Source organism: Streptomyces sp. HUAS MS02, from assembly GCF_055702265.1.
This window is the reverse complement of the sequence record NZ_CM146747.1, coordinates 2585562-2605993: the sequence shown is the minus strand read 5'-3', so window position 1 is coordinate 2605993 and position 20432 is coordinate 2585562. Positions and strand designations below refer to the sequence as shown.

Here is a 20432-nt window from a genome sequence, read left to right as displayed (position 1 = left end):
CTAAGCGCTCGCCCGCTCCTCCCGGGTCAGGCGAATCAGCAGGACGCCGGGGGTGCGCGGCAGCGAGACCCGTAGTCCACCGGTGGCGGGGTCCCAGGACGCCGCCGAGTCCGCGCGTGCGGCCGAGGGGTGCAGGATCTCGGTGTGCACGGGCAGGTCCGAGCCCGACAGGTGCCGTACCGGGAGCCACACTTCGGTCGCCCCGCCCCTCCGCCACACGGACACGTACGCCGGACCTCGTCCGTCCTCGACGCGCAGCCCCAGCGCCAGCCACTCGTCCGTCCAGCCCGGCAGGCCGAGCGGCCAGAACGGCACGGCACGGGCCAGGTCCCCGCGGATCGACTTGTACGTGCCCACCGCCTCGCGCACGAAAGCAAACTGACGCTCCGTCATGCGGTCCAGGTGCCCCGAGAGGTGGATCCGGCCCAGGAGGGCACCGCCCAGGGTGAAGGCGATCAGGTCGTCCTCGTACTCGGGCTGCGGATAGGCCCAGACGGCGCCCTGCTCCGGGGGCACCGCCGTGGGCGCGGCGGCGGCGATCGGGGGACAGCGGAGGGGGTCCTGCTGATCGCTGGTGGACTGGAGCTGGGCCACGGCCAGGGTGGCGCCGTCCATGCGCATCCCGCCGGAGGCGCAGTTCTCGACGACGAGGTGCGGGTAGCGGTCCAGGACGTCGGAGAGCCAGTCCAGGTAGGCGTGGGCGTGGCCCAGGAGTCCGGCGCCCGGGGAGAGATCGCCGGGTGCGGTCGTGCCGGGGTCGATCACGATGTTGTAGTCGAGCTTGAGGTAGCCCACGCCCCAGTCCCCGACGAGACGGTCCACCGTCTTGTCGAGGTGGGCGCGGGCCGCCGGGTGGCGCAGGTCGAGCTGGTGACGGCCCTGTTCCGTCAGTCGCACACCGTCGCGCTGGAAGAAGGCATCCGGCGGCAGCTCCGCCGCGACCGCGCTGCGCACGCCGACGACCTCGGGCTCCAGCCAGAGCCCGGGAACCATGCCGCGCTCCCGGATCCGGCCCAGCACGGCACGGATCCCGCCGTCGACCGAGGTGCCGGTTCCTGCCTCACCGCCGGTCGCGCGGCCCGCTTCGGCCTCGGCTCCGACCTCTGCGGCCGTCCCTCCGTTCGTCCCCCCGTCCGTACCCTCCGTCGGAAACCGGCGCGACGACGGCAGCCATTCACCTACTCCGTCCCACCAGCCGCCGTCCACCGTGTCGTCGTACCAGCCGGAGTCGATGCAGAAGTACTCGGCGCCCGCGTCCGCCGCCGCGTCGATCAGCGGCAGCAGCTTCGCGGTGGTCGGGTCGCCCATCAGCGTGTTCATGTAGTCGTTGAAGACCACGGGAAGCGTGTCGTGGTCGGGATGGGGGCGGCGAACGGCGCGGCGGTACGCGGTCAGCGCCGACAGCGCGTCATCGAGACCTGAACTTCGCCCCGCCCCAAGCCCCGAGCCGACTCCCGAGCCGACTCCCGACCCCCGTGCCGACCCGTCTCCCGACCCGAGCGCGAGCGCCGCCGCCACGGTGGTGAAGTTGTCGCCCGGCGCGAGCCGCACCCGCCACTGGTGCTCCGCGTCCGTCGGCCCGTTCAGCGCGAGATACGTGCCGTGCGCCCGTTCCCCCAGGTCCCAGCGCCAACCGGCCGCCGACTCCACCTGCCAGACCCAGGCCCGGCCCCGGCCACGGTCCCGCTCCCGGTTCCCATCCCAGCCCCCGGCCTCGCCCTCGGCCCCGTCCCGCTCCGTGAGCGCCCCCATCGCCAGATGCCCGTCGCTGGGCCAACTCCCGCGCCCGGTCAAGGTGAGCGCCGCCCGGCTGTCGTGCTGATGGGCGTCGACGCTGATGTCGGCGACCGTCGCCCGCAGCGGCTCGGCGTACCAACGGCACTCCGCCAGCCAGTCGTTGCGCGCCCGGTGCACGTCGAGGTCGTCGGGGGAGGGCAGCCCGCCGAGGAGGAGACTGCTGACGGACTGCACCACGAGAGGCTCGGCGCCGTCGTTGCGCAGCCGCACCCGGGAGCGGAGGACGGCGACTCCGGCGGGGGAGGACAACTCGACGAACGCGGTCAACCCGGTCGCGGGATCATGGAGTTCGACGGTCAGCCGCTCCCAGTCGCCGCCACCGCCACCGCCACTGCCACCGGCGCCGGTGTTGATGGCGACGCCCACCTCCGTGCGATGCCCCCGGTATACGAGCCTCGACCCCAACGCCGTCCCCGTGAACCGCGGCCCCGACCACCCGCTGCCATGCCCGAACGCGGTCAACTCGATGAGCGGGAGCGCGGTTTCGGGATCCACGGTGTCACCGGAGGGCCCGAGCCGGATCAGCCGCAGGGTCCCGTCGGCAGCCGTCGCGAACACGCTCTCGATGGCCGGGTGCCCCCAGCCGAAGCACGTGCCCGCGCGGCCCGACCCGGTCCCACCGCTCTCCGGACCAGCTCCCGGCCCGCTCTCCAGACCACCCTCCGCCCCGCTCTCCAGCCCGCCCCCGCCGAAGTCGTTCACACCCGAGTCCACGTCGCTTCCCCTCCCGAGACGTCCGAGACGTCCGAGACGTCCGAGCCACCTGCCCGTGTGCCGTCCGAAGCCGGAGACGCCCACGCGAAACTCTCGTCACGTTCTCTTGACGCCGACTGTGTGACCGGTCACAATCCTGACATGGATGTGACCGGTCACACAAGGCGCCCGGCGAGCATCCGGGACGTCGCGACCGTCGCCGGGGTCTCGTACCAGACGGTCTCGCGGGTGATCAACGACCACCCCAGCGTCAAGCAGTCGACCCGGGAGCGAGTGCAGGCCGCCATCGACGAGCTGGGCTTCCGGCGGAACGCCACCGCGCATGCGCTGGCCAGCGGCCGCAGTCGGGCGGTGACCGTCCTGACCGCGAACACCACGCACTACGGCTACGCCTCGATCCTCCAGGGCATCGAGGAGGCGGCGCGGTCGGCGTCGTACGCGGTCGGCATCGGTGTCCTGGAATCAGTGGACGAGGCCACCGTCGCCGCCGAGGTGCGACGCGCGGCGGACGTGGGCGGCGGTCTCATCGTGATCGCCTACGATCCGGCCGGTGTCGCGGCCCTCGGGGCCGTGCCCGCCGAACTGCCGGTCGTGGGCGTGGTGGAGACGCCGGCCGCGCCGCCCGGCGGCGATCGCCCCTGGGTGTGGACCGACGACCGCGAGGCCGCCCACCAGGCGACCCGCCACCTCCTCTCCCTCGGCCACGAGACCGTGCACTACGTCGCGATCCCGTCCAGCACCCGGCGGACCAGCGCCCGTACCTCCGGCTGGCGGCAGGCGCTCAAGGAGGCCGGGGCGCCCGAACCCCGTCCCGTACAGGGGAGTTGGGGCCCGGCGGGCGGTCACGCGGCAGGCCGCCGGCTGGCCGGGGACCCGTCGGTCACCGCGATCCTCTGTGGCAACGACGACCTCGCGCTCGGCGTGCTGCGCGCCCTGCACGAGGCCGGGCGGTCGGTGCCGGGGGAGGTCAGCGTCGCCGGGTTCGACGACGCCCCGCACTCCGCCTATCTGACCCCGTCCCTCACGACGGTCCGGCTGGACTTCACCGGCCTCGGGCGGGCCGCGTTCGCCCTGCTGCACGGGGTGGTCGAGGAGTCCGCGCAGATCGCCCCGCACCCCGTCTCCGTACCGGAACTGGTGGTGCGGGAAAGTGTCGGGCCCCCGCCCGCCAGGCCCTGACCCCCAGCGCCACCCCGATCGGCCCTCCCGCCCCTGCGCGAAGTCACCCAGCTCTCCGACCACACACTCCGACCGAGCTCTCCGCCCCCCAGATCGTGTCCGGAATCACCAGTGGAGCCGTCAGACGACCGGAGGTCCAGCCGCGTGATCACCCCCACCCGCACGAGAGCCCGCAGCCGGCACCGCACCACGTCCCGAACGAGAACCGCCCTGGTCACAGCGCTACTTGGAGTCACCGTCATGGCAGGCAGCACCCTCCCCGCCACCGGACCGGCCGCCGCCGCGGCCGCCGATCCGCAGCGCCTCACCGTCGACCTCTCCGCCTCCGAGGGCCCGGTGATGCACGGCGCCAACGGCGCGCTGTACGGGCTCAGCGACGACGGGGTGCCCAGCGACGCGGTCCTCGCGCCGCTGAAGATCACCAGCATCTCGCAGAAGCCGGAGGGCGGCGCCCAGCACCCAGGCGGCGACGCGCTCACCGTCTCCGAGTCGTTCTTCCGCAACGGCGGCGGCGAGATCAACGTGATGATGCAGGACATCTACGCCAAGTGGCCGTACGAGGACCTCGGCATCGACGACTACCTCCCCAAGGTCGACAGAATCGTCGAGGAGGTCTCGGCCGACCCGAACAGCGACCGCTTCGTCTACATCCCGTTCAACGAGCCCGACCAGATCTGGTACAAGCTCGACGTCGCCGACCAGGCCCAGTACGAGATCAACCGCGACCGGTTCTTCCGCGACTGGAAGACGGTCTACGAGCGCATCCGCACGATCGACCCCGACGCGCGCATCGCCGGCCCCAACGAGGCCGCCTACCACCCCCGCCTGCTGCGGGACTTCCTCGCCTTCGCCAAGCGCGAGAACGTCCTGCCGCAGGTGATGACCTGGCACGAACTGAGTTCGGGCTCGCTCCGCGACTTCCAGGGACACCACGACGACTACCGCGCACTGGAGCGGGCGGCGGGCGTGGCCCCCCTGAAGATCAACATCGACGAGTACGCCAACCGCCGCGACCTCTCCGTCCCGGGCCAACTCGTCCAGTGGGTCTCGATGTTCGAGCGCAACAAGGTGTATGCCAACCAGGCCTACTGGGACGCGGCCGGCAACCTGGACGGCAACGTCGTCCGCTCCAACATCCCCAACGGCGGCTGGTGGTTCTTCCGCTGGTACGCGGGTCTGACCGGGAACACCGTCAAGGTCACCCCGCCGCGCGCCAACACCATCGACACCCTTCAGGGCCTCGCCTCCCTCGACACCTCCCGCCGTCAGGCCCAGGTCCTGCTCGGCGGCTCCGCAGGCGACGCGGACGTCGTGGTCCGGGAGATCCCCCGGTCCCTCTTCGGGCGTACGGTCACCGCGACCGTCGCCGAGGCCGCCTGGTCCGGATACGAGGGACAGCACGCCGCCCCGCGTGTCCTGTCCCGCACGAAGGTGCGGATCGCGGACGACGGCACGGTCACCGTCCCGCTGCGCGGCCTGCACAAGATGTCGGCCTACCGCGTCGTCCTCACCCCGGGCGGCTCCGGCACCCCGACCACGCCCGCCGTCCCCTGGAGCGCCTCCTACGAGGCCGAGGACGCGGCCGTCACCGACGGCAAGGTCTACACCCATGGCACCGTCGCCAACGCCAACGGCTACGCCGCCTCCGGCACCAAGGACGTGGGCTCCCTCAACCAGCCCACCAGCAAGGTCGACTTCACCGTGTCCGTCCCCGAGGACGGCACGTACGACCTGGCGATCCTCTACGGCAACCAGTCCGGGACCCCGGCCACCCAGAAGCTGACCGTCGACGGTGGCGAACCGGTCACGGTCACCTACCCCTCCACCGAGAACTGGACCTACCGCGCCAAGAAGGACCTCACCGTCCGGCTCACGGCGGGCACCCATCGACTGACCCTCGCCAAGGGCGACACCGAGGTCACCCTCGACCGGATCGACCTCACCGCCCGCACCGGCGAGCCCGCCGCGTCCTACGAGGCCACGCTCGCGGACATCAGCGGGAAGCCGTCGTACGACTACTCCTCCTCGGCCGGCGTCGGCACCGGCGCGCTCGTGCTGGGCTCCGGGGACAAGGCGGTCTTCGACGTGTACGCCCCGCGCGACGGCTACTACCGGGTGGTGCCCCGGGCGTCGGCGCCGGTGCGGCTCGCCCTGCACGGGCAGTCGGTGCCGGCGGTGCCCGACCGGCCGCTGCGGCTCTACCTGGTCGCGGGCAACAACCGGATCACCGCGACCGCCAAGCACACGGCCGTGCGCTCCCTCGACGTCACGGGCGCGGGTTCGACCACCGGCACCCTGGCGTACGACAGCGCCACGGCCGGCCTCGCCGGCGGGGCCAAGCTCGTCGACTCCGCCCACGCCTCGGCCGGTTCGTACATCGGATGGCTCGGCAACGGCGCGGACTCCACCGCCGAGTTCACGGTGGACGCCCCCACCGCCGGCCGGTACGTCCTGGTCGTCCACTACGCCCACAACGACCGCCGCGACAACGGCCACGCCTACAACACCGACATCATGTCCCGCACGGCGGACATCACGGTCGGGGACGGCGAACCGCGCACGGTCACCTTCAAGAACACCTGGGGCTGGGACGACTACTGGAGCGTGGGCGTCCCCGTCGACCTGGGGAAGGGGCCCAACAAGGTGACCTTCGGCAATGCGAGCGCCTGGGCGCCGAACATCGACCGGATCGAGGTGGGCCGGGTCGTCGGCTAGGGCCTCCCGAGCAGGGGCGTCTGCGGGCCCCCGGGCGTCGGCGACCGCCGGCGGCCGGGAGCCCACGCACGTCAGGCGCGGTCGACCTCGGCCCGCAGCGCCTCGTACTCCGTGAACTCGGCCTCGACGTCCTCGCGGGTCAGCCCGTAGCGGGCCAGGTCGTAGCGGTGGGGGCGGGAGCCCTTGAGGCCGGTGGCGACCTGGGGCAGCCGGGCGGCGTCCGCGTCGGTCCAGCGGGCGCCGACGGCGTCGTACAGCTTCGGCACCCCCGTGGCCGGATCGGAGCCGAGCCATGCGTACGGCACGTCCACCACGGCCTCGCGGGGGATGCCGGCGCGGGCGGCGAGACCCCGCCGTACCGACCGGCTCAGCAGGTCCAGCCAGGTGGCGCCGAGGTGGTGCGGGTCGACCGTGCGGCGGGACAGGGCCATGCCCACCTCGACCAGGCTGCAGAAGGAGGCGACGGCGGTCACCGGATCACGGTGCGTCCACACGAGCGTGGCGTCCGGGAACACGGCGAACAGGGCGTCGAGGTTGCCGGTGTGGAAGGGGGACTTCAGGATCCAGCGGCGGCGCGGGCGGCCGTACTGGAGCACCTGGAAGACCTGCTTGAGGTGGCGGTAGTCGGGGACGAAGTCCCGCTCGAACTGCCAGGCGTGGTAGCGCGGCAGATGCGCCTGGGACAGTGGCACCATGGCGTGCGGCAGGAGGAACGTGTCCTCCTCGGGGCCCTCGGCGGTCATGGGGTGGATCTCCCGGAAGCGCGGAGCGAGCCGATGGGTGCCGTCGAGCATCCGGCGCGCCGAGGTGATCGCCTTCCGCCGCTGCTCGGGCGACGGTTCGAGGCCGGGGGCGAGCAACTCCCACAGCCGCGGGGACCGATGGTCGTCCGAGAGCGAGAGAACGCCGTGGGCGAGCGTGGTGGCCGTGCGCGGCAGGCCCACCACGAACACCGGCCGCTCGACGGGCTCCTTCTCGATGGCAGGGTTCTCGGCGATCAGCCGCCGGACGCGGGCCCGGTTGGTGAGATGCCGGCGCACGTGGGCCTGCGCCGACTGCCAGCCGACCGGGGACAGGCCCGGGTCGCCCGCCCAGTCGCGCAGCAGTGACCGGAAGCCGTCCAGGAACTCCTCCTCGCCCTCCGGCCATCCGGCCCCGTCGAGGATCCGCGCGAAGACGCGGTCCGGGTCGCGGCGGGAACGGAGCGTGGGCCGGAGCAGGAGGTTGGCCAGGGTGAGGGCCGACGGGGTGGAGGGCACGGGCGTGTCCTTTCCGGGAGTGCGACGGACGGCACGCGTCGCGTCGGACCGGCTGGGACCCCAGCATAAACGGGGAGTGGTCCCCGGAACGTGTCACCCTGCGTCCGCCGACGGTCCCGGGGCCCCGCACGGGCCCCGGGACCGTCACGTCATGTCCGCGCCGCCGGGACGCTCGCCCCCTGTCCGTCCCCGTACCGCGCCCGCAGCTCCGACAGCACCCCGCTGGCCGCCGCGACGAGCGGCACCGCGAGGAGCATGCCGAGGATGCCGGCGATGGAGGCACCCGCCGTCAGGGCCAGCAGGATCGCCGCCGGGTGCATCTGCACGGTCCGGCTGTGGATCATCGGCTGGAGCACGTTCCCCTCGATCAGCTGCACCGCGAAGACCACCCCGACCGCCCACAGCGCGGTCACCAGGCCCCGGTCCGCGAACGCGACCAGGATCGCCACCGCGCCGGACAGGAACGCGCCGAGATACGGGATGTACGCGCCGACGAACACCAGCGCGCCGAGCCCCACCGCGCCCGGCACCTGAAGGATCAGCAGGCCGATGGCGATCAGGGCACCGTCGATGAAGGCGATGAGCGTCGTCCCCCGCATATAGCCCTCGATAGCACGGAACGCGCGCCGGGCCATCACCTCCAGGGTGTCACCGGAGCCGCGCGGCGCGAGCGAGTGCAGGGACGCGACCGCCTTGTCGGAGTCCCGCAGGAAGAAGAACATCAGCAGCATCGCCAGGACCGCGCTGGCCACGAACTCGCTGACGGCGCTGACCCCGGTGAGCACCCCGGAGGCCGCCGTCCCGCCGAACTTCGACAGCAGCTCCTTGGCGTTCTTGGCGAGGTCGTCCAACGACGTGCCCGCCAGCCCGAACTCGTCACTGAGCGACTTCGCCGCCTCCCTGAGCGACGAGATGATCTGGTCACCGGTGTCGATCAGCGCGGCGACCACGATGTACGCCGCCCCGCCCATCACCACGATCACGGCCGCGCAGGTCAGCCCGGCGGCGAGGGACCTGTTGAACCGCATCGCCACCAGCCGCCGGTACAGCGGGCCGAGCAGCGCGGTGCCGAGCAGCGCGATCAGCAGCGGCGTGACCGCCGTCTGGAACGTCACACAGATCCACACGCCCACGTACACGACACCCGCCACCAGCAGGATGAGCGCGCTCCACACGGCGACGTGCCCAGCGGGCCCCGGCAGGAACCCACGGGGCGCGACCGGCTCCGAGGTCGCCGCCGCCGGTACCTCCACGTACCCGCCGTGCCCGGCGTACCCGCCGGTGGTACGTATCGTCGTACGCGTCCGATGAACCGGTCCGCGTACCGGCCCGCCACCCCTACGACCAGGCCGTCCCCCGCGCACGGCGCGAGAGTCTCCCGTACGGCTGTTCATCCCCGTCATCTCCACTCACTCAGAGGTCGCGCACACCCCCTGAGGATCATGGGATGGCCGTGGCGCCATAGCGTAGACCCGGCCGACGAACGCCCCGTGAGCCGGGAGAGCCCCCCAACTCACCGCGGGCGGGCCTACTCGGCGATCGGCAGGGCCACCCCGTCCCGCAGGAACACCGGGATCCGCTCCAGGGGCGCGTCGACGGTCACGGTCGCACCCCCCGCGTACGTCTCCCCGGTCCACGCGTCGGTCCACCGCGCCCCCGCCGGAAGGTACGTCGTCCGGACCCTCGCCCCCGCCTCCAGCACCGGCGCCACCAGCACATCCCGCCCGAACAGATACGCGTCGTCCACGGACCAGGCCCGCTCGTCCTCGGGGAACTCCAGGAACAGCGGCCGCATCACCGGCAGCCCCTCCTCGTGGGCCTCCCGCATCACCCGCAGCACATACGGCTTCAACCGCTCCCGCAGCCGCAGATACGTCTCCAGGATCTCCCCGGCCTCCTCCCCGTACGACCACACCTCGTTGGGGCCGCCGGTCATGTCCGGCCCCAACGGCATCCCGGGCTCCCGGAACCCGTGCAGCCGCATCAACGGCGAGAACGCCCCGAACTGGAACCAGCGGACCATCACCTCGCGGTACGCCGGGTCGTCGGGGTCGCCCCCGTGGAAGCCGCCGATGTCCGTGTTCCACCAGGGGATGCCCGACAACGCCGTGTTGAGCCCCGCCGCGATCTGCCGCCGCAGGGTGGGGAAGTCCGTGCCGATGTCACCGGACCACAGCGCGGCCCCCCACCGCTGACTGCCCGCCCACGCCGACCGGTTGAGGGAGACGATCTCCTCCCGGCCGGCCGCCCGCAGCCCCTCGTAGAAGGTGCGCGCGCTCTCGGCCGGATAGATGTTGCCGACCTCCAGACCGGGCCCGGCCCAGTAGCGCAGGTTCTCCTGGAAGCCCGGCTTGAGCTCCGGCTCGCAGGCGTCCAGCCAGAACGCGTCGATGCCGTACGGGTCCAGGTAGTTCTCCTTCACCCGCGACCACACGAACTCACGGGCCTCCGGGTTCGTCGCGTCGTAGAAGGCCACCTGGACCGTCGACGCGACCTCCTTGTCCGGCCAGTCGGCGTGCGCCATCGGGCCGTACTGCGTCCCGATGAAGTACCCGCGCTGCTCCATCACGGGGTGGTTCTCGCTCAGCGGCGACACCGACGGCCACACGGACACCACCAGCTTGATGCCCAGCTCGTCCAGTTCCCGGACCATGGCCGCCGGATCGGGCCACTCGGCCGGGTCGAACTTCCACTCGCCCAGATGCGTCCAGTGGAAGAAGTCGCACACGATGACGTCGATGGGCAGGCCCCGGCGCTTGTACTCCCGTGCCACCGCGAGGAGTTCGTCCTGCGTGCGGTAGCGCAGCTTGCACTGCCAGAACCCGGCCGCCCACTCCGGCAGCATCGGCGTACGGCCCGTCGCCGCGCTGTAGCGGCGCTGCGCGTCGGCCGGATCGCCCGCGGTGATCCAGTAGTCGATCTGCCGCGCAGAGTCCGCGACCCACCGGGTGCCGTTGCCGGCCAGCTCGACGCGGCCGATCGCCGGGTTGTTCCACAGCAGGGTGTAGCCCCGGCTGGAGGTGAGCACCGGGATGCCGACCTCCGCGTTGCGCTGCACCAGGTCCAGCACCAGACCCTTCTGGTCGAGCCGCCCGTGCTGGTGCTGCCCGAGGCCGTACAGCCTCTCGTCGTCGTACGCGGCGAACCGCTGCTCCAGGCGGTGGTACCCGTTGCCGACGGCCGTGTAGAGGCGCGGGCCGGGCCACCAGAAGTGGGCGCGGGCCTCCGACAGCAGCTCGCTCCCGTCGGCCGTACGGCTGTAGCGGACCAGGCCCTCCGCATCCACCTCGACGGTGAGCGCGCCGACGGTCAGCCGTCCGAGCCCGTCCTCGATCTTGACGCTGTACTCGGTGGACTCGGCCTCGTCGAGCAGAGCGCCGGGCAGCCCGTCGAGCACCGGACCGCCGAGACGGGCCCGGACCCGGACCGCGTCCGGGCCCCAGGGCTCGATCCGCAGGGTCTCCTGACGTCCGCTCCACTCCAGGGCACCGTCCCGCTCACGGAACGTGCCGACGGTGGGGGAGGACTGGGCGAGGCTGACCGCACCCGTCGGGGTCTGGTTCTCGGCAGGCTGATTCACGTGAGGTCTCCTGGAAGGGAGGAGTGAAGGGAGGAATCGAGGCGGGCGGTGGCTTGCGTACGACCCCGGCTCGCGTACGCCGTCGGCTCAGCCGGTGGGGGACAGCGGCCCCGTGCTCGCGCGGACCGTCAACTCGGGGGCGAGGAGCACCACTTCGTCGTCGCCCCGGCCCTCCAGCTTGGCGATCAGCTGCTCCACGGCCCGGCGGCCCATCTCCTGGGCGGGGATGGCCACGGACGTCAGCCGCACCGATGCCTGTACGGCGACCTGGTCCGGGCAGACCGCGATCACCGAGACGTCCTCCGGCACCGCGCGCCCCTGCTGCCGCAGCAGCGCGAGCAGCGGCTCCACCGCGGACTCGTTCTGCACGACGATCCCCGTGGTGCCGGGCCGTTCGTCGAAGATCCGGGCCAGGGTCGCGGCCATCGCGTCGTAGCCGCCCTCGCAGGGCCGGTGCAGCACGCGCAGGCCCAACTCCCGTGCGCGGGACCGCAGTCCGTCGAGCGTGCGCTCGGCGAAACCGGTGTGCCGCTCGTACACCGCGGGTGCCTCGCCGATGACGGCGATGTCGCGGTGGCCGAGCATCGCCAGATGCTCCACGCACAGCGCGCCCGTCGCCCCGAAGTCGAGGTCGACGCAGGTCAGGCCGCTGGTGTCGGCGGGCAGCCCGATGAGCACGGACGGTTGGTCGGTGTCGCGCAGCAGCGGCAGCCGCTCGTCGTCGAGCTCCACGTCCATCAGGATCATCGCGTCGGCGAGCCCGCTGCCCGTGACCCGGCGCACCGCGTCCGGGCCCTCCTCGCCGGTGAGCAGCAGCACGTCGTAGCCGTACGTACGGGCCGTGGTGGCCACCGCAATGGCGATCTCCATCATCACCGGGACGTACATGTCGGTACGCAGCGGGACCATCAGGGCGACGATGTTCGACCTGTTGCTCGCCAGGGCGCGGGCCCCCGCGTTCGGGTGGTAGCCGAGCTCCTGGATGCTCCGCTCGACCCGCTGCCGGGTGCCGGCGGAGATGGACCGCTTGCCGCTGAGGACATAGCTCACCGTGCTCGCCGAGACTCCGGCGTGCTGGGCGACCTCGGCGAGGGTGACCATCCAGCTCTCCAAGGGTGTTTAAGCGCTTCGACAGCGCGCCAGCTTTGAACAGAAGCGAGTGGGGGTGGCTCGACACTAGCTCGGCGGTGAGTGGGTGTCCATAGGTTGTCGAAGCGCTTCGATTATTCGCCGGACGCCCAAGGGGAGGGGTGCGGGTGTGTGGGGTGGCGACTGCGGGTCCGTGGGGCTTCTCGCGCAGTTCCCCGCGCCCCTTCAGGGCGCTGTTGTCGCCCCCAGCTTAGAACGCGAGGGGTGGCGGGGGAGTCCCGGATCGGGTACCAACGATCGAGTAGCACCCATCGGTAACCATTCAGGTACCCACCGGTACAAGATCCCGATTCGCGGCGAGGTGAGCCTCATGTCCGCCCCACCCCTCAAGAAGCCCGTCGTCACAGAACGTGAGGCCCGCCAGGTGGCGGAGGCCGCCCGGGAGCAGGCCTGGCGCAAGCCCAGCTTCGCCAAGGAACTGTTCCTGGGCCGGTTCCGCCTCGACCTCATCCACCCCCACCCGCTCCCCACCGACGAGGCCGTCCGGCGCGGCGAGCAGTTCCTGACCAAGCTCCGCGCCTTCTGCGAGACCAAGGTCGACGGCGCACTGATCGAGCGCGAGGCCCGGATCCCCGACGAGGTGATCAACGGCCTCAAGGAACTCGGTGCCCTCGGCATGAAGATCGACCCCAAGTACGGCGGTCTCGGTCTCACCCAGGTGTACTACAACAAGGCGCTGGCCCTGGCCGGCTCGGCCAGCCCGGCCATCGGCGTCCTGCTCTCGGCGCATCAGTCGATCGGCGTACCGCAGCCGCTGAAACTGTTCGGTACCCCCGAGCAGAAGGAGAAGTTCCTCCCGCGCTGCGCCCGCACCGACATCAGCGCCTTCCTCCTCACCGAACCCGACGTCGGCTCCGACCCCGCACGGCTGGCCACCTCGGCCGTGCCGGACGGCGACGACTACGTCCTCGACGGCGTGAAGCTCTGGACCACCAACGGCGTGGTCGCCGACCTCCTGGTCGTCATGGCGCGCGTCCCGAAGTCCGAGGGCCACAAGGGCGGCATCACCGCCTTCGTCGTGGAGACCGACTCACCCGGCGTCACCGTGGAGAACCGCAACGCCTTCATGGGCCTGCGCGGCATCGAGAACGGCGTCACCCGTTTCCACCAGGTCCGGGTCCCCGCCGCGAACCGCATCGGCCCCGAGGGCGCGGGCCTCAAGATCGCCCTCACCACCCTCAACACCGGCCGGCTCTCCCTGCCCGCGTCCTGCGTGGCCGCCGGCAAGTGGTGCCTGAAGATCGCCCGAGAGTGGTCGGCTGCCCGTGAGCAGTGGGGCAAGCCGGTCGCCCACCACGAGGCGGTCGGACAGAAGATCTCCTTCATCGCGGCGACCACCTTCGCCCTCGAAGCCGTACTGGACCTCTCCTCCCAGATGGCCGACGAGGACCGCAACGACATCCGTATCGAGGGGGCCCTCGCGAAACTCTTCGCCTCCGAGATGGGCTGGAAGATCGCCGACGAGCTGGTCCAGATCCGCGGCGGCCGGGGCTTCGAGACCGCCGACTCCCTCCGGGCCCGCGGCGAACGGGCCGTCCCCGCCGAGCAGATGCTGCGCGACCTGCGCATCAACCGGATCTTCGAGGGCTCCACGGAGATCATGCACCTGCTGATCGCCCGCGAGGCCGTAGACGCCCACCTCACCGTGGCCGGAGACCTCATCGACCCGGAGAAGTCCCTGTCCGACAAGGCGAAGGCGGGCGCGAACGCGGGCGTCTTCTACGCCAGGTGGCTGCCGAAACTGGTCGCCGGTCCGGGCCAACTCCCGCGCACCTACGGCGACTTCCACCCGGTGGGCCACCCCGACCTGGCAACCCACCTGCGCTATGTCGAGCGCAACGCCCGCAAGCTGGCCCGCTCCACCTTCTACGCCATGTCCCGCTGGCAGGGCCGGATGGAGACCAAGCAGGGCTTCCTGGGCCGGATCGTCGACATCGGCGCCGAGCTCTTCGCGATGAGCGCGGCCGTCGTCCGGGCGGAGCTGCTCCGCACCACCACCGACCACGGCCGCGAGGCCTACCAACTGGCCGACACCTTCTGCCGCCAGTCCCGCATCCGCGTCGAGGAACTCTTCGGCCGCCTGTGGACCAACACCGACGACATCGACCACAAGGTGGTCAAGGGCGTCCTGGGCGGCGCCTACGCATGGCTGGAGCAGGGCGTGATCGACCCGTCGGGCGAGGGCCCCTGGATCGCGGACGCGACACCGGGCGAGAGCGAGAAGGAGAACGTCCACCGCCGCATCCAGTGACGTGACGTCTCCCCGCGCCCCGGTTTTTCAGGGGCGCGGGGACTGCGCGACCAGCCACAGCGGACCCGCAGCCGAAAGCGGCGCCCGTGTGGCGTCAGCAGTACTTGTCGCTGGCGTCCCGAGTGGTCCAGGAACAGGAGTCCACCTTCGTCCCGCTCGCCTTGGACAACGTCGCCGTGTCGCTCGTGTTGTTCCACACATAGGCCTTGCGGTTCTGGAACTTGGTCGCGCTCGTGTCCGTGCCCGACCCCGTACGGACCTTGATGTACTTCTTCGCCCCGATCTTGACGTTCGGGAACGTGTACTTGTGGTTGTCGGGGTCCTTGAGCACCCACCCCTTCAGCGAGATCGCCGACGAGCCGGTGTTCTTGATCTGCACCCACTCACCGTTGAGGCTCGTGTTGGAACGCGTGTCCTTGCCGGGGCTGTCGAAGTACACGCGGTAGATGATCACCCCGCCCGCGGCCTCGGCCGGGCTGCTGAGCAGTGTGCCGGTGAGGGCGACGGCTCCGGCGAGCGCGGGCAGGGCAGCGCGTACGCGCTTGTGCATGGATCCCCCCAGGGTCCTCGTTCGCGATCGGTTGATCCGGCAATCCGATCAACAGGTGAAAAGTCATATCACCCCACCTTCACGTGTACTTCACAAACGGAGAAACAGCCCCGTCAACCACAGACCGCACGAAGCGGTACATCCGTGGGCCGTCGGGGGACGCGCGGTCCAGCCGGAGACCGGATGCGGCCACAATGGGGGGATGAGCGACAGTCCAGCCCCTCTCGCCGATCCGCATCTCGTCTACGACCCGGTCGACGGCGTACGGGACGTAGTGATCCTCGGATCGACCGGCTCGATCGGCACCCAGGCCATCGACCTCGTCCTGCGCAACCCGGACCGCTTCCGCGTCACCGGGCTCTCCGCCGCCGGAGGGAGGGTGGACCTGCTGGCCGAGCAGGCGCACCGCCTGCGCGTGCGGACCGTCGCCGTCGCCCGCGAGGACGTCGTACCGGCCCTGCGCGAGGCCCTGGCCACGGCGTACGGCGCGGGGGAGCCGCTGCCCGAGATCCTTGCCGGCCCGGACGCCGCCACCCACGTCGCCGCCTCCGACTGCCACACCGTGCTCAACGGCATCACCGGCTCCATCGGCCTCGCCCCGACCCTCGCCGCCCTGGAGGCGGGCCGCACCCTCGCGCTCGCCAACAAGGAGTCGCTCATCGTCGGCGGCCCGCTGGTGAAGGCCGTGGCGAAGCCGGGCCAGATCATCCCGGTCGACTCCGAGCACGCCGCCCTCTTCCAGGCCCTCGCCTCCGGCACCCGCGCCGATGTGCGCAAGCTGGTCGTCACCGCCTCCGGGGGCCCGTTCCGCGGCCGTACGAAGGCGGAGCTGGCCGGCGTGACGCCCGCCGACGCGCTCGCGCACCCCACCTGGGCCATGGGCCCGGTCATCACGGTCAACTCCGCGACCCTGGTCAACAAGGGCCTGGAGGTCATCGAGGCGCACCTGCTCTACGACATTCCCTTCGACCGCATTGAGGTCGTCGTGCACCCCCAGTCGTATGTCCACTCGATGGTTGAGTTCACGGACGGATCGACGATGGCCCAGGCGACGCCCCCCGACATGCGGGGCCCCATCGCCATCGGCCTCGGCTGGCCGCAGCGCGTCCCCGACGCGGCGCCCGCCTTCGACTGGAGCAAGGCCTCCACCTGGGAGTTCTTCCCCCTCGACAACGACGCGTTCCCGTCGGTCGGGCTCGCCCGGCACGTGGGAGAGCTCGCGGGCACCGCCCCGGCGGTGTTCAATGCGGCGAACGAGGAGTGCGTCGACGCGTTCCTGCACGGGGGTCTCCGCTTCGACGCGATCATGGAGACCGTCACGCGGGTCGTGGAGGAGCACGGCGCCCCCGCCGCTGGAACCTCCCTGACCGTGGCGGACGTCCTCGAAGCGGAGACCTGGGCACGCGCCAGGGCCCGCGAACTCACCACACCGACCACCTCGACAGGCAACCCCACCGAGCGGACGACCGCGGAGGCCCGTGCATGACGACCCTGATGTTCATCCTCGGCATAGTGGTCTTCGTGATCGGCCTGGCGTTCTCGATCGCATGGCACGAGCTGGGCCACTTCTCGACCGCGAAGCTCTTCGGCGTGCGCGTGCCCCAGTTCATGGTGGGCTTCGGACCCACCCTCTGGTCGAAGAAGAAGGGCGAGACCGAGTACGGCGTCAAGGCGATCCCGCTCGGCGGCTACATCCGCATGATCGGCATGATCCCGCCCGGCGAGGACGGCCGGATCGAGAGCCGCTCGACCTCCCCGTGGCGCGTGATGATCGAGGACGCCCGCGCGGCCTCCTTCGAGGAGCTCCAGCCCGGCGACGAGAAGCGGCTGTTCTACACGCGCAAGCCCTGGAAGCGCGTCATCGTCATGTTCGCCGGCCCCTTCATGAACCTGGTCCTGGCCGTCGTGATCTTCGTCGGCGTGATGATGACCTTCGGCGCCCAGACCCAGACCACCACCGTCAGCAAGGTCTCGGACTGCGTCATCGAGGCCAGCGAGAACCGCTCCAAGTGCCGCTCCGACGACGCCGAAGCCCCCGCCAAGGCCGCGGGCCTGAAGCCGGGTGACAAGATCGTCGCGTTCAACGGCGAGCCCGTCGACGACTGGGCCGCCCTGCAGTCCGACATCCGCTCCAACCCCGGCAAGCAGGTCACCGTCACCGTCGACCGCGACGGCAAGCAGCTCGACCTCACCGCCACCCTGGTCAAGAACCAGGTCAGCAAGACCGACGGCAACGGCGGCTACGTCAAGGACAAGTACGTCTCCGCAGGCTGGTTCGGCTTCACCCCCGCCTCCGGCATCGTCCCGCTCTCCTTCGGCGAGTCGGTCGACCGCATGGGCGACATGATGGAGAACGGCGTCGAGTCCCTGCTCGCCCTGCCCTCCAAGGTCCCCGCCCTGTGGAACGCCACCTTCGGCGACGGCGAGCGCGAGGCCGACTCGCCCATGGGCGTGGTCGGCGCGGCCCGCGTCGGCGGCGAGATCTTCACCATGGACATCCCCGCCACCCAGCAGCTCGCCAGCTTCCTCATCCTGCTGGCCGGCTTCAACCTCTCCCTCTTCCTGTTCAACATGCTCCCGCTGCTCCCGCTCGACGGCGGCCACATCGCGGGCGCCCTGTGGGAGTCGCTTCGCCGGAACGCGGCGAAGCTGCTGCGCAGGCCCGACCCGGGCCCGTTCGACGTGGCGAAGCTGATGCCCGTCGCCTACGTCGTGGCCGGCATCTTCGTCTGCTTCACCCTCCTGGTCCTGATCGCGGACCTCGTGAACCCGGTGCGCATCTCCTAGCCACCCGCGGTTCACGACGGCCGGGCACACTCACGTGGTGGCCCGGCCGGACGGTGATGTGCCCGGGCCCGTGCCGGTGCCGTAATCTCGAAGCCTGGAGCCCGCCCGTACCGGGACCCGATCCTGATCCACAACTTGGGGTTGCACAGCAGATGACTGCGATTTCTCTCGGCATGCCGTCCGTTCCGACCAAGCTCGCCGAGCGCCGGAAGAGCCGGCAGATCCAGGTCGGGTCCGTGGCGGTGGGCGGAGACGCACCGGTGTCGGTCCAGTCCATGACGACGACGCGTACGTCCGACATCGGCGCCACGCTCCAGCAGATCGCCGAGCTGACGGCCTCCGGCTGCCAGATCGTCCGGGTCGCCTGCCCCACGCAGGACGACGCCGACGCGCTGCCGGTGATCGCCAGGAAGTCGCAGATCCCGGTCATCGCCGACATCCACTTCCAGCCGAAGTACGTCTTCGCCGCGATCGAGGCCGGCTGCGCCGCCGTCCGCGTCAACCCGGGCAACATCAAGCAGTTCGACGACAAGGTCAAGGAGATCGCCAAGGCGGCGAGCGACCACGGCACCCCGATCCGCATCGGCGTCAACGCCGGCTCCCTGGACCGCCGCCTCCTGCAGAAGTACGGCAAGGCCACCCCCGAGGCGCTGGTCGAGTCCGCCCTCTGGGAGGCCTCCCTCTTCGAGGAGCACGGCTTCCGCGACATCAAGATCTCGGTCAAGCACAACGACCCGGTCGTCATGGTCAACGCCTACCGTCAGCTCGCCGCCCAGTGCGACTACCCCCTCCACCTCGGCGTCACCGAGGCGGGCCCCGCCTTCCAGGGCACCATCAAGTCCGCGGTGGCCTTCGGCGCGCTCCTCTCCGAGGGCATCGGCGACACGATCCGCGTCTCCCTGTCGGCCCCGCCGGTCGAGGAGATCAAGGTCGGCAACCAGATCCTGGAGTCGCTGAACCTCAAGCCGCGCCGCCTGGAGATCGTCTCCTGCCCCTCCTGCGGCCGCGCCCAGGTCGACGTCTACAAGCTCGCCGAGGAAGTCACCGCCGGCCTCACCGGCATGGAGGTCCCCCTCCGCGTCGCCGTCATGGGCTGCGTCGTCAACGGCCCCGGTGAGGCCCGCGAGGCCGACCTCGGCGTCGCCTCCGGCAACGGCAAGGGCCAGATCTTCGTCAAGGGCGAGGTCATCAAGACCGTCCCCGAGTCCAAGATCGTCGAGACCCTCATCGAGGAAGCGATGAAGATCGCCGAACAGATGGAGGCGGACGGCGTGACCTCCGGCGAACCGACGGTGGCGGTAGCGGGCTGACACCGCTGCTCCTGGAGGGCAGGCCGCAGGCCGTCCTCCAGGAGCGCGGGGAACTGCGCGACAAGCCACGAAGCACCCGCACCCGCCAAAGCACAGGAGCCCCCGAGCTGTCAGGCGCCCCGGCCGCGGCGCAGCCGCAGGGCGCCCCCGCACAGCCCGGCAGGGTATCGTGCGGAGACCAGCGCAGACCCCAGGGTGAGGCCCCCGCACGTGTTGACCCAGACCACCACCAGGGTCCTCGAACCGAGTGACCTGGACGCCGCATTCGCCGTCCTGGACCGAGACCCCGTCGCGAACGCCTTCGTGACCTCCCGCGTCCAGGTCGCCGGGCTGGACCCGTGGCGGCTGGGCGGCGAGATGTGGGGCTGGTACGAGGACGGCGCCCTGACCTCCCTCTGCTACGCCGGCGCCAACCTCGTCCCCATCTGCGCCACCCCCCGCGCCGTGCGCGCCTTCGCCGACCGTGCCCGCCGGGCCGGCCGCCGCTGCTCCTCGGTCGTCGGCCCAGCCGAGCCCACCGCCCAGCTCTGGCGCCTCCTCGAACCCAGCTGGGGCCCGGCCCGCGAGGTCCGCTCGCACCAGCCCCTCATGGTCACCGACCGGCTGCCCGACCCCGCCGAGGTCACCCCCGACCCGTACGTCCGCCGGATCCGCAAGGACGAGATGGACACGATCATGCCGGCGTGCGTCGCCATGTTCACCGAGGAGGTCGGCGTCTCCCCGCTGGCCGGCGACGGGGGCCTCCTCTACCAGGCCCGGGTCGCCGAACTCGTGGGCTCCGGCCGCTCCTTCGCCCGTCTCGACGCCGACGGCCGCGTCGTCTTCAAGGCCGAGATCGGCGCCGCCACCCCCCGGGCCTGCCAGATCCAGGGCGTCTGGGTCGCCCCCGAGTACCGGGGCCAGGGCCTCGCGGCCCCCGGCATGGCAGCGGTCCTCCGCTACGCCCTGGCCGACGTGGCCCCCGTGGTCAGCCTCTACGTCAACGACTTCAACACGGCGGCGAGGCGCACGTACCAGAGGGTGGGCTTCCAAGAGGTGGGCGCGTTCATGAGCGTGCTGTTCTGATTCGGGAGCGTCCCGTTCCGAGTGATCGGCTGGGAGGGACACCGCATGCGACCCGAACCCCCCTGTAGCATCCGCA

Annotated in this window: 13 protein-coding genes; 7 read left to right on the top strand and 6 right to left on the bottom strand. The window is 71.3% G+C overall.

All coding sequences use genetic code 11. The features are described 5' to 3' along the window. The gene (locus ACZ9QC_RS10950) at window positions 1–2511 is read right to left on the bottom strand and encodes a glycoside hydrolase family 36 protein (RefSeq protein ID WP_472919988.1); all 2511 of its coding nucleotides are present in this window, start codon (window positions 2509–2511) and stop codon (window positions 1–3) included. 141 nt (window positions 2512–2652) lie between these two features. On the opposite strand from ACZ9QC_RS10950, the gene ACZ9QC_RS10945 reads away from it, so the two are divergent. Beyond that, window positions 2653–3690 (top strand): LacI family DNA-binding transcriptional regulator, encoded by a 1038-nt coding sequence (locus ACZ9QC_RS10945; protein WP_472919987.1) that lies wholly within the window; start codon window positions 2653–2655, stop codon window positions 3688–3690. Between the two features lie 240 nt (window positions 3691–3930). After that, on the top strand, window positions 3931–6405 hold the full coding sequence (locus ACZ9QC_RS10940; RefSeq protein WP_472919986.1) for a CBM35 domain-containing protein: 2475 nt from the start codon (window positions 3931–3933) through the stop codon (window positions 6403–6405). A gap of 71 nt (window positions 6406–6476) precedes the next feature. Here the strand turns inward: ACZ9QC_RS10940 and ACZ9QC_RS10935 are convergent, their stop codons facing one another. From ACZ9QC_RS10935 to ACZ9QC_RS10920, 4 genes are all read right to left on the bottom strand, one after another. Then, the gene (locus ACZ9QC_RS10935) at window positions 6477–7664 is read right to left on the bottom strand and encodes a sulfotransferase family protein (RefSeq protein WP_472919985.1); all 1188 of its coding nucleotides are present in this window, start codon (window positions 7662–7664) and stop codon (window positions 6477–6479) included. Window positions 7665–7813: 149 nt separating this feature from the next. Next, on the bottom strand, window positions 7814–8839 hold the full coding sequence (locus ACZ9QC_RS10930) for an AI-2E family transporter (protein WP_472921655.1): 1026 nt from the start codon (window positions 8837–8839) through the stop codon (window positions 7814–7816). A 353-nt stretch (window positions 8840–9192) separates the two neighbouring features. Next, window positions 9193–11244 (bottom strand): glycoside hydrolase family 31 protein, encoded by a 2052-nt coding sequence (locus ACZ9QC_RS10925; RefSeq protein WP_472919984.1) that lies wholly within the window; start codon window positions 11242–11244, stop codon window positions 9193–9195. Between the two features lie 87 nt (window positions 11245–11331). Further along, complete coding sequence (locus tag ACZ9QC_RS10920) at window positions 11332–12345, bottom strand: LacI family DNA-binding transcriptional regulator (protein ID WP_472919983.1); 1014 nt, start codon at window positions 12343–12345, stop codon at window positions 11332–11334. 358 nt (window positions 12346–12703) lie between these two features. On the opposite strand from ACZ9QC_RS10920, the gene ACZ9QC_RS10915 reads away from it, so the two are divergent. Beyond that, the gene (locus ACZ9QC_RS10915) at window positions 12704–14644 is read left to right on the top strand and encodes an acyl-CoA dehydrogenase family protein (protein ID WP_472919982.1); all 1941 of its coding nucleotides are present in this window, start codon (window positions 12704–12706) and stop codon (window positions 14642–14644) included. 94 nt (window positions 14645–14738) lie between these two features. On the opposite strand, the gene ACZ9QC_RS10910 is transcribed toward ACZ9QC_RS10915, so the two are convergent. Beyond that, a complete protein-coding gene (locus ACZ9QC_RS10910) occupies window positions 14739–15194 on the bottom strand; it encodes a lamin tail domain-containing protein (RefSeq protein WP_472919981.1) in 456 nt (151 codons plus the stop codon). 202 nt (window positions 15195–15396) lie between these two features. Here ACZ9QC_RS10910 and dxr point away from each other — a divergent pair, with 202 nt between their 5' ends. The 4 genes from dxr (at window position 15397) to ACZ9QC_RS10890 (ending at window position 20356) form a co-directional block, all read left to right on the top strand. Then, entirely contained in the window at window positions 15397–16680 is a 1284-nt protein-coding gene (dxr, locus tag ACZ9QC_RS10905; RefSeq protein WP_472919980.1) for a 1-deoxy-D-xylulose-5-phosphate reductoisomerase, read from the top strand. Further along, window positions 16677–17981, top strand: a complete 1305-nt coding sequence (locus ACZ9QC_RS10900) for a M50 family metallopeptidase (protein ID WP_472919979.1) — start codon at window positions 16677–16679, stop codon at window positions 17979–17981. Before dxr ends, ACZ9QC_RS10900 begins: the two co-directional genes overlap by 4 nt. Window positions 17982–18133: 152 nt before the next feature. Beyond that, entirely contained in the window at window positions 18134–19291 is a 1158-nt protein-coding gene (ispG, locus tag ACZ9QC_RS10895; protein ID WP_472919978.1) for a flavodoxin-dependent (E)-4-hydroxy-3-methylbut-2-enyl-diphosphate synthase, read from the top strand. A 210-nt stretch (window positions 19292–19501) separates the two neighbouring features. Then, on the top strand, window positions 19502–20356 hold the full coding sequence (locus ACZ9QC_RS10890) for a GNAT family N-acetyltransferase (RefSeq protein ID WP_472919977.1): 855 nt from the start codon (window positions 19502–19504) through the stop codon (window positions 20354–20356). The last annotated feature ends 76 nt before the right edge of the window (window positions 20357–20432 follow it).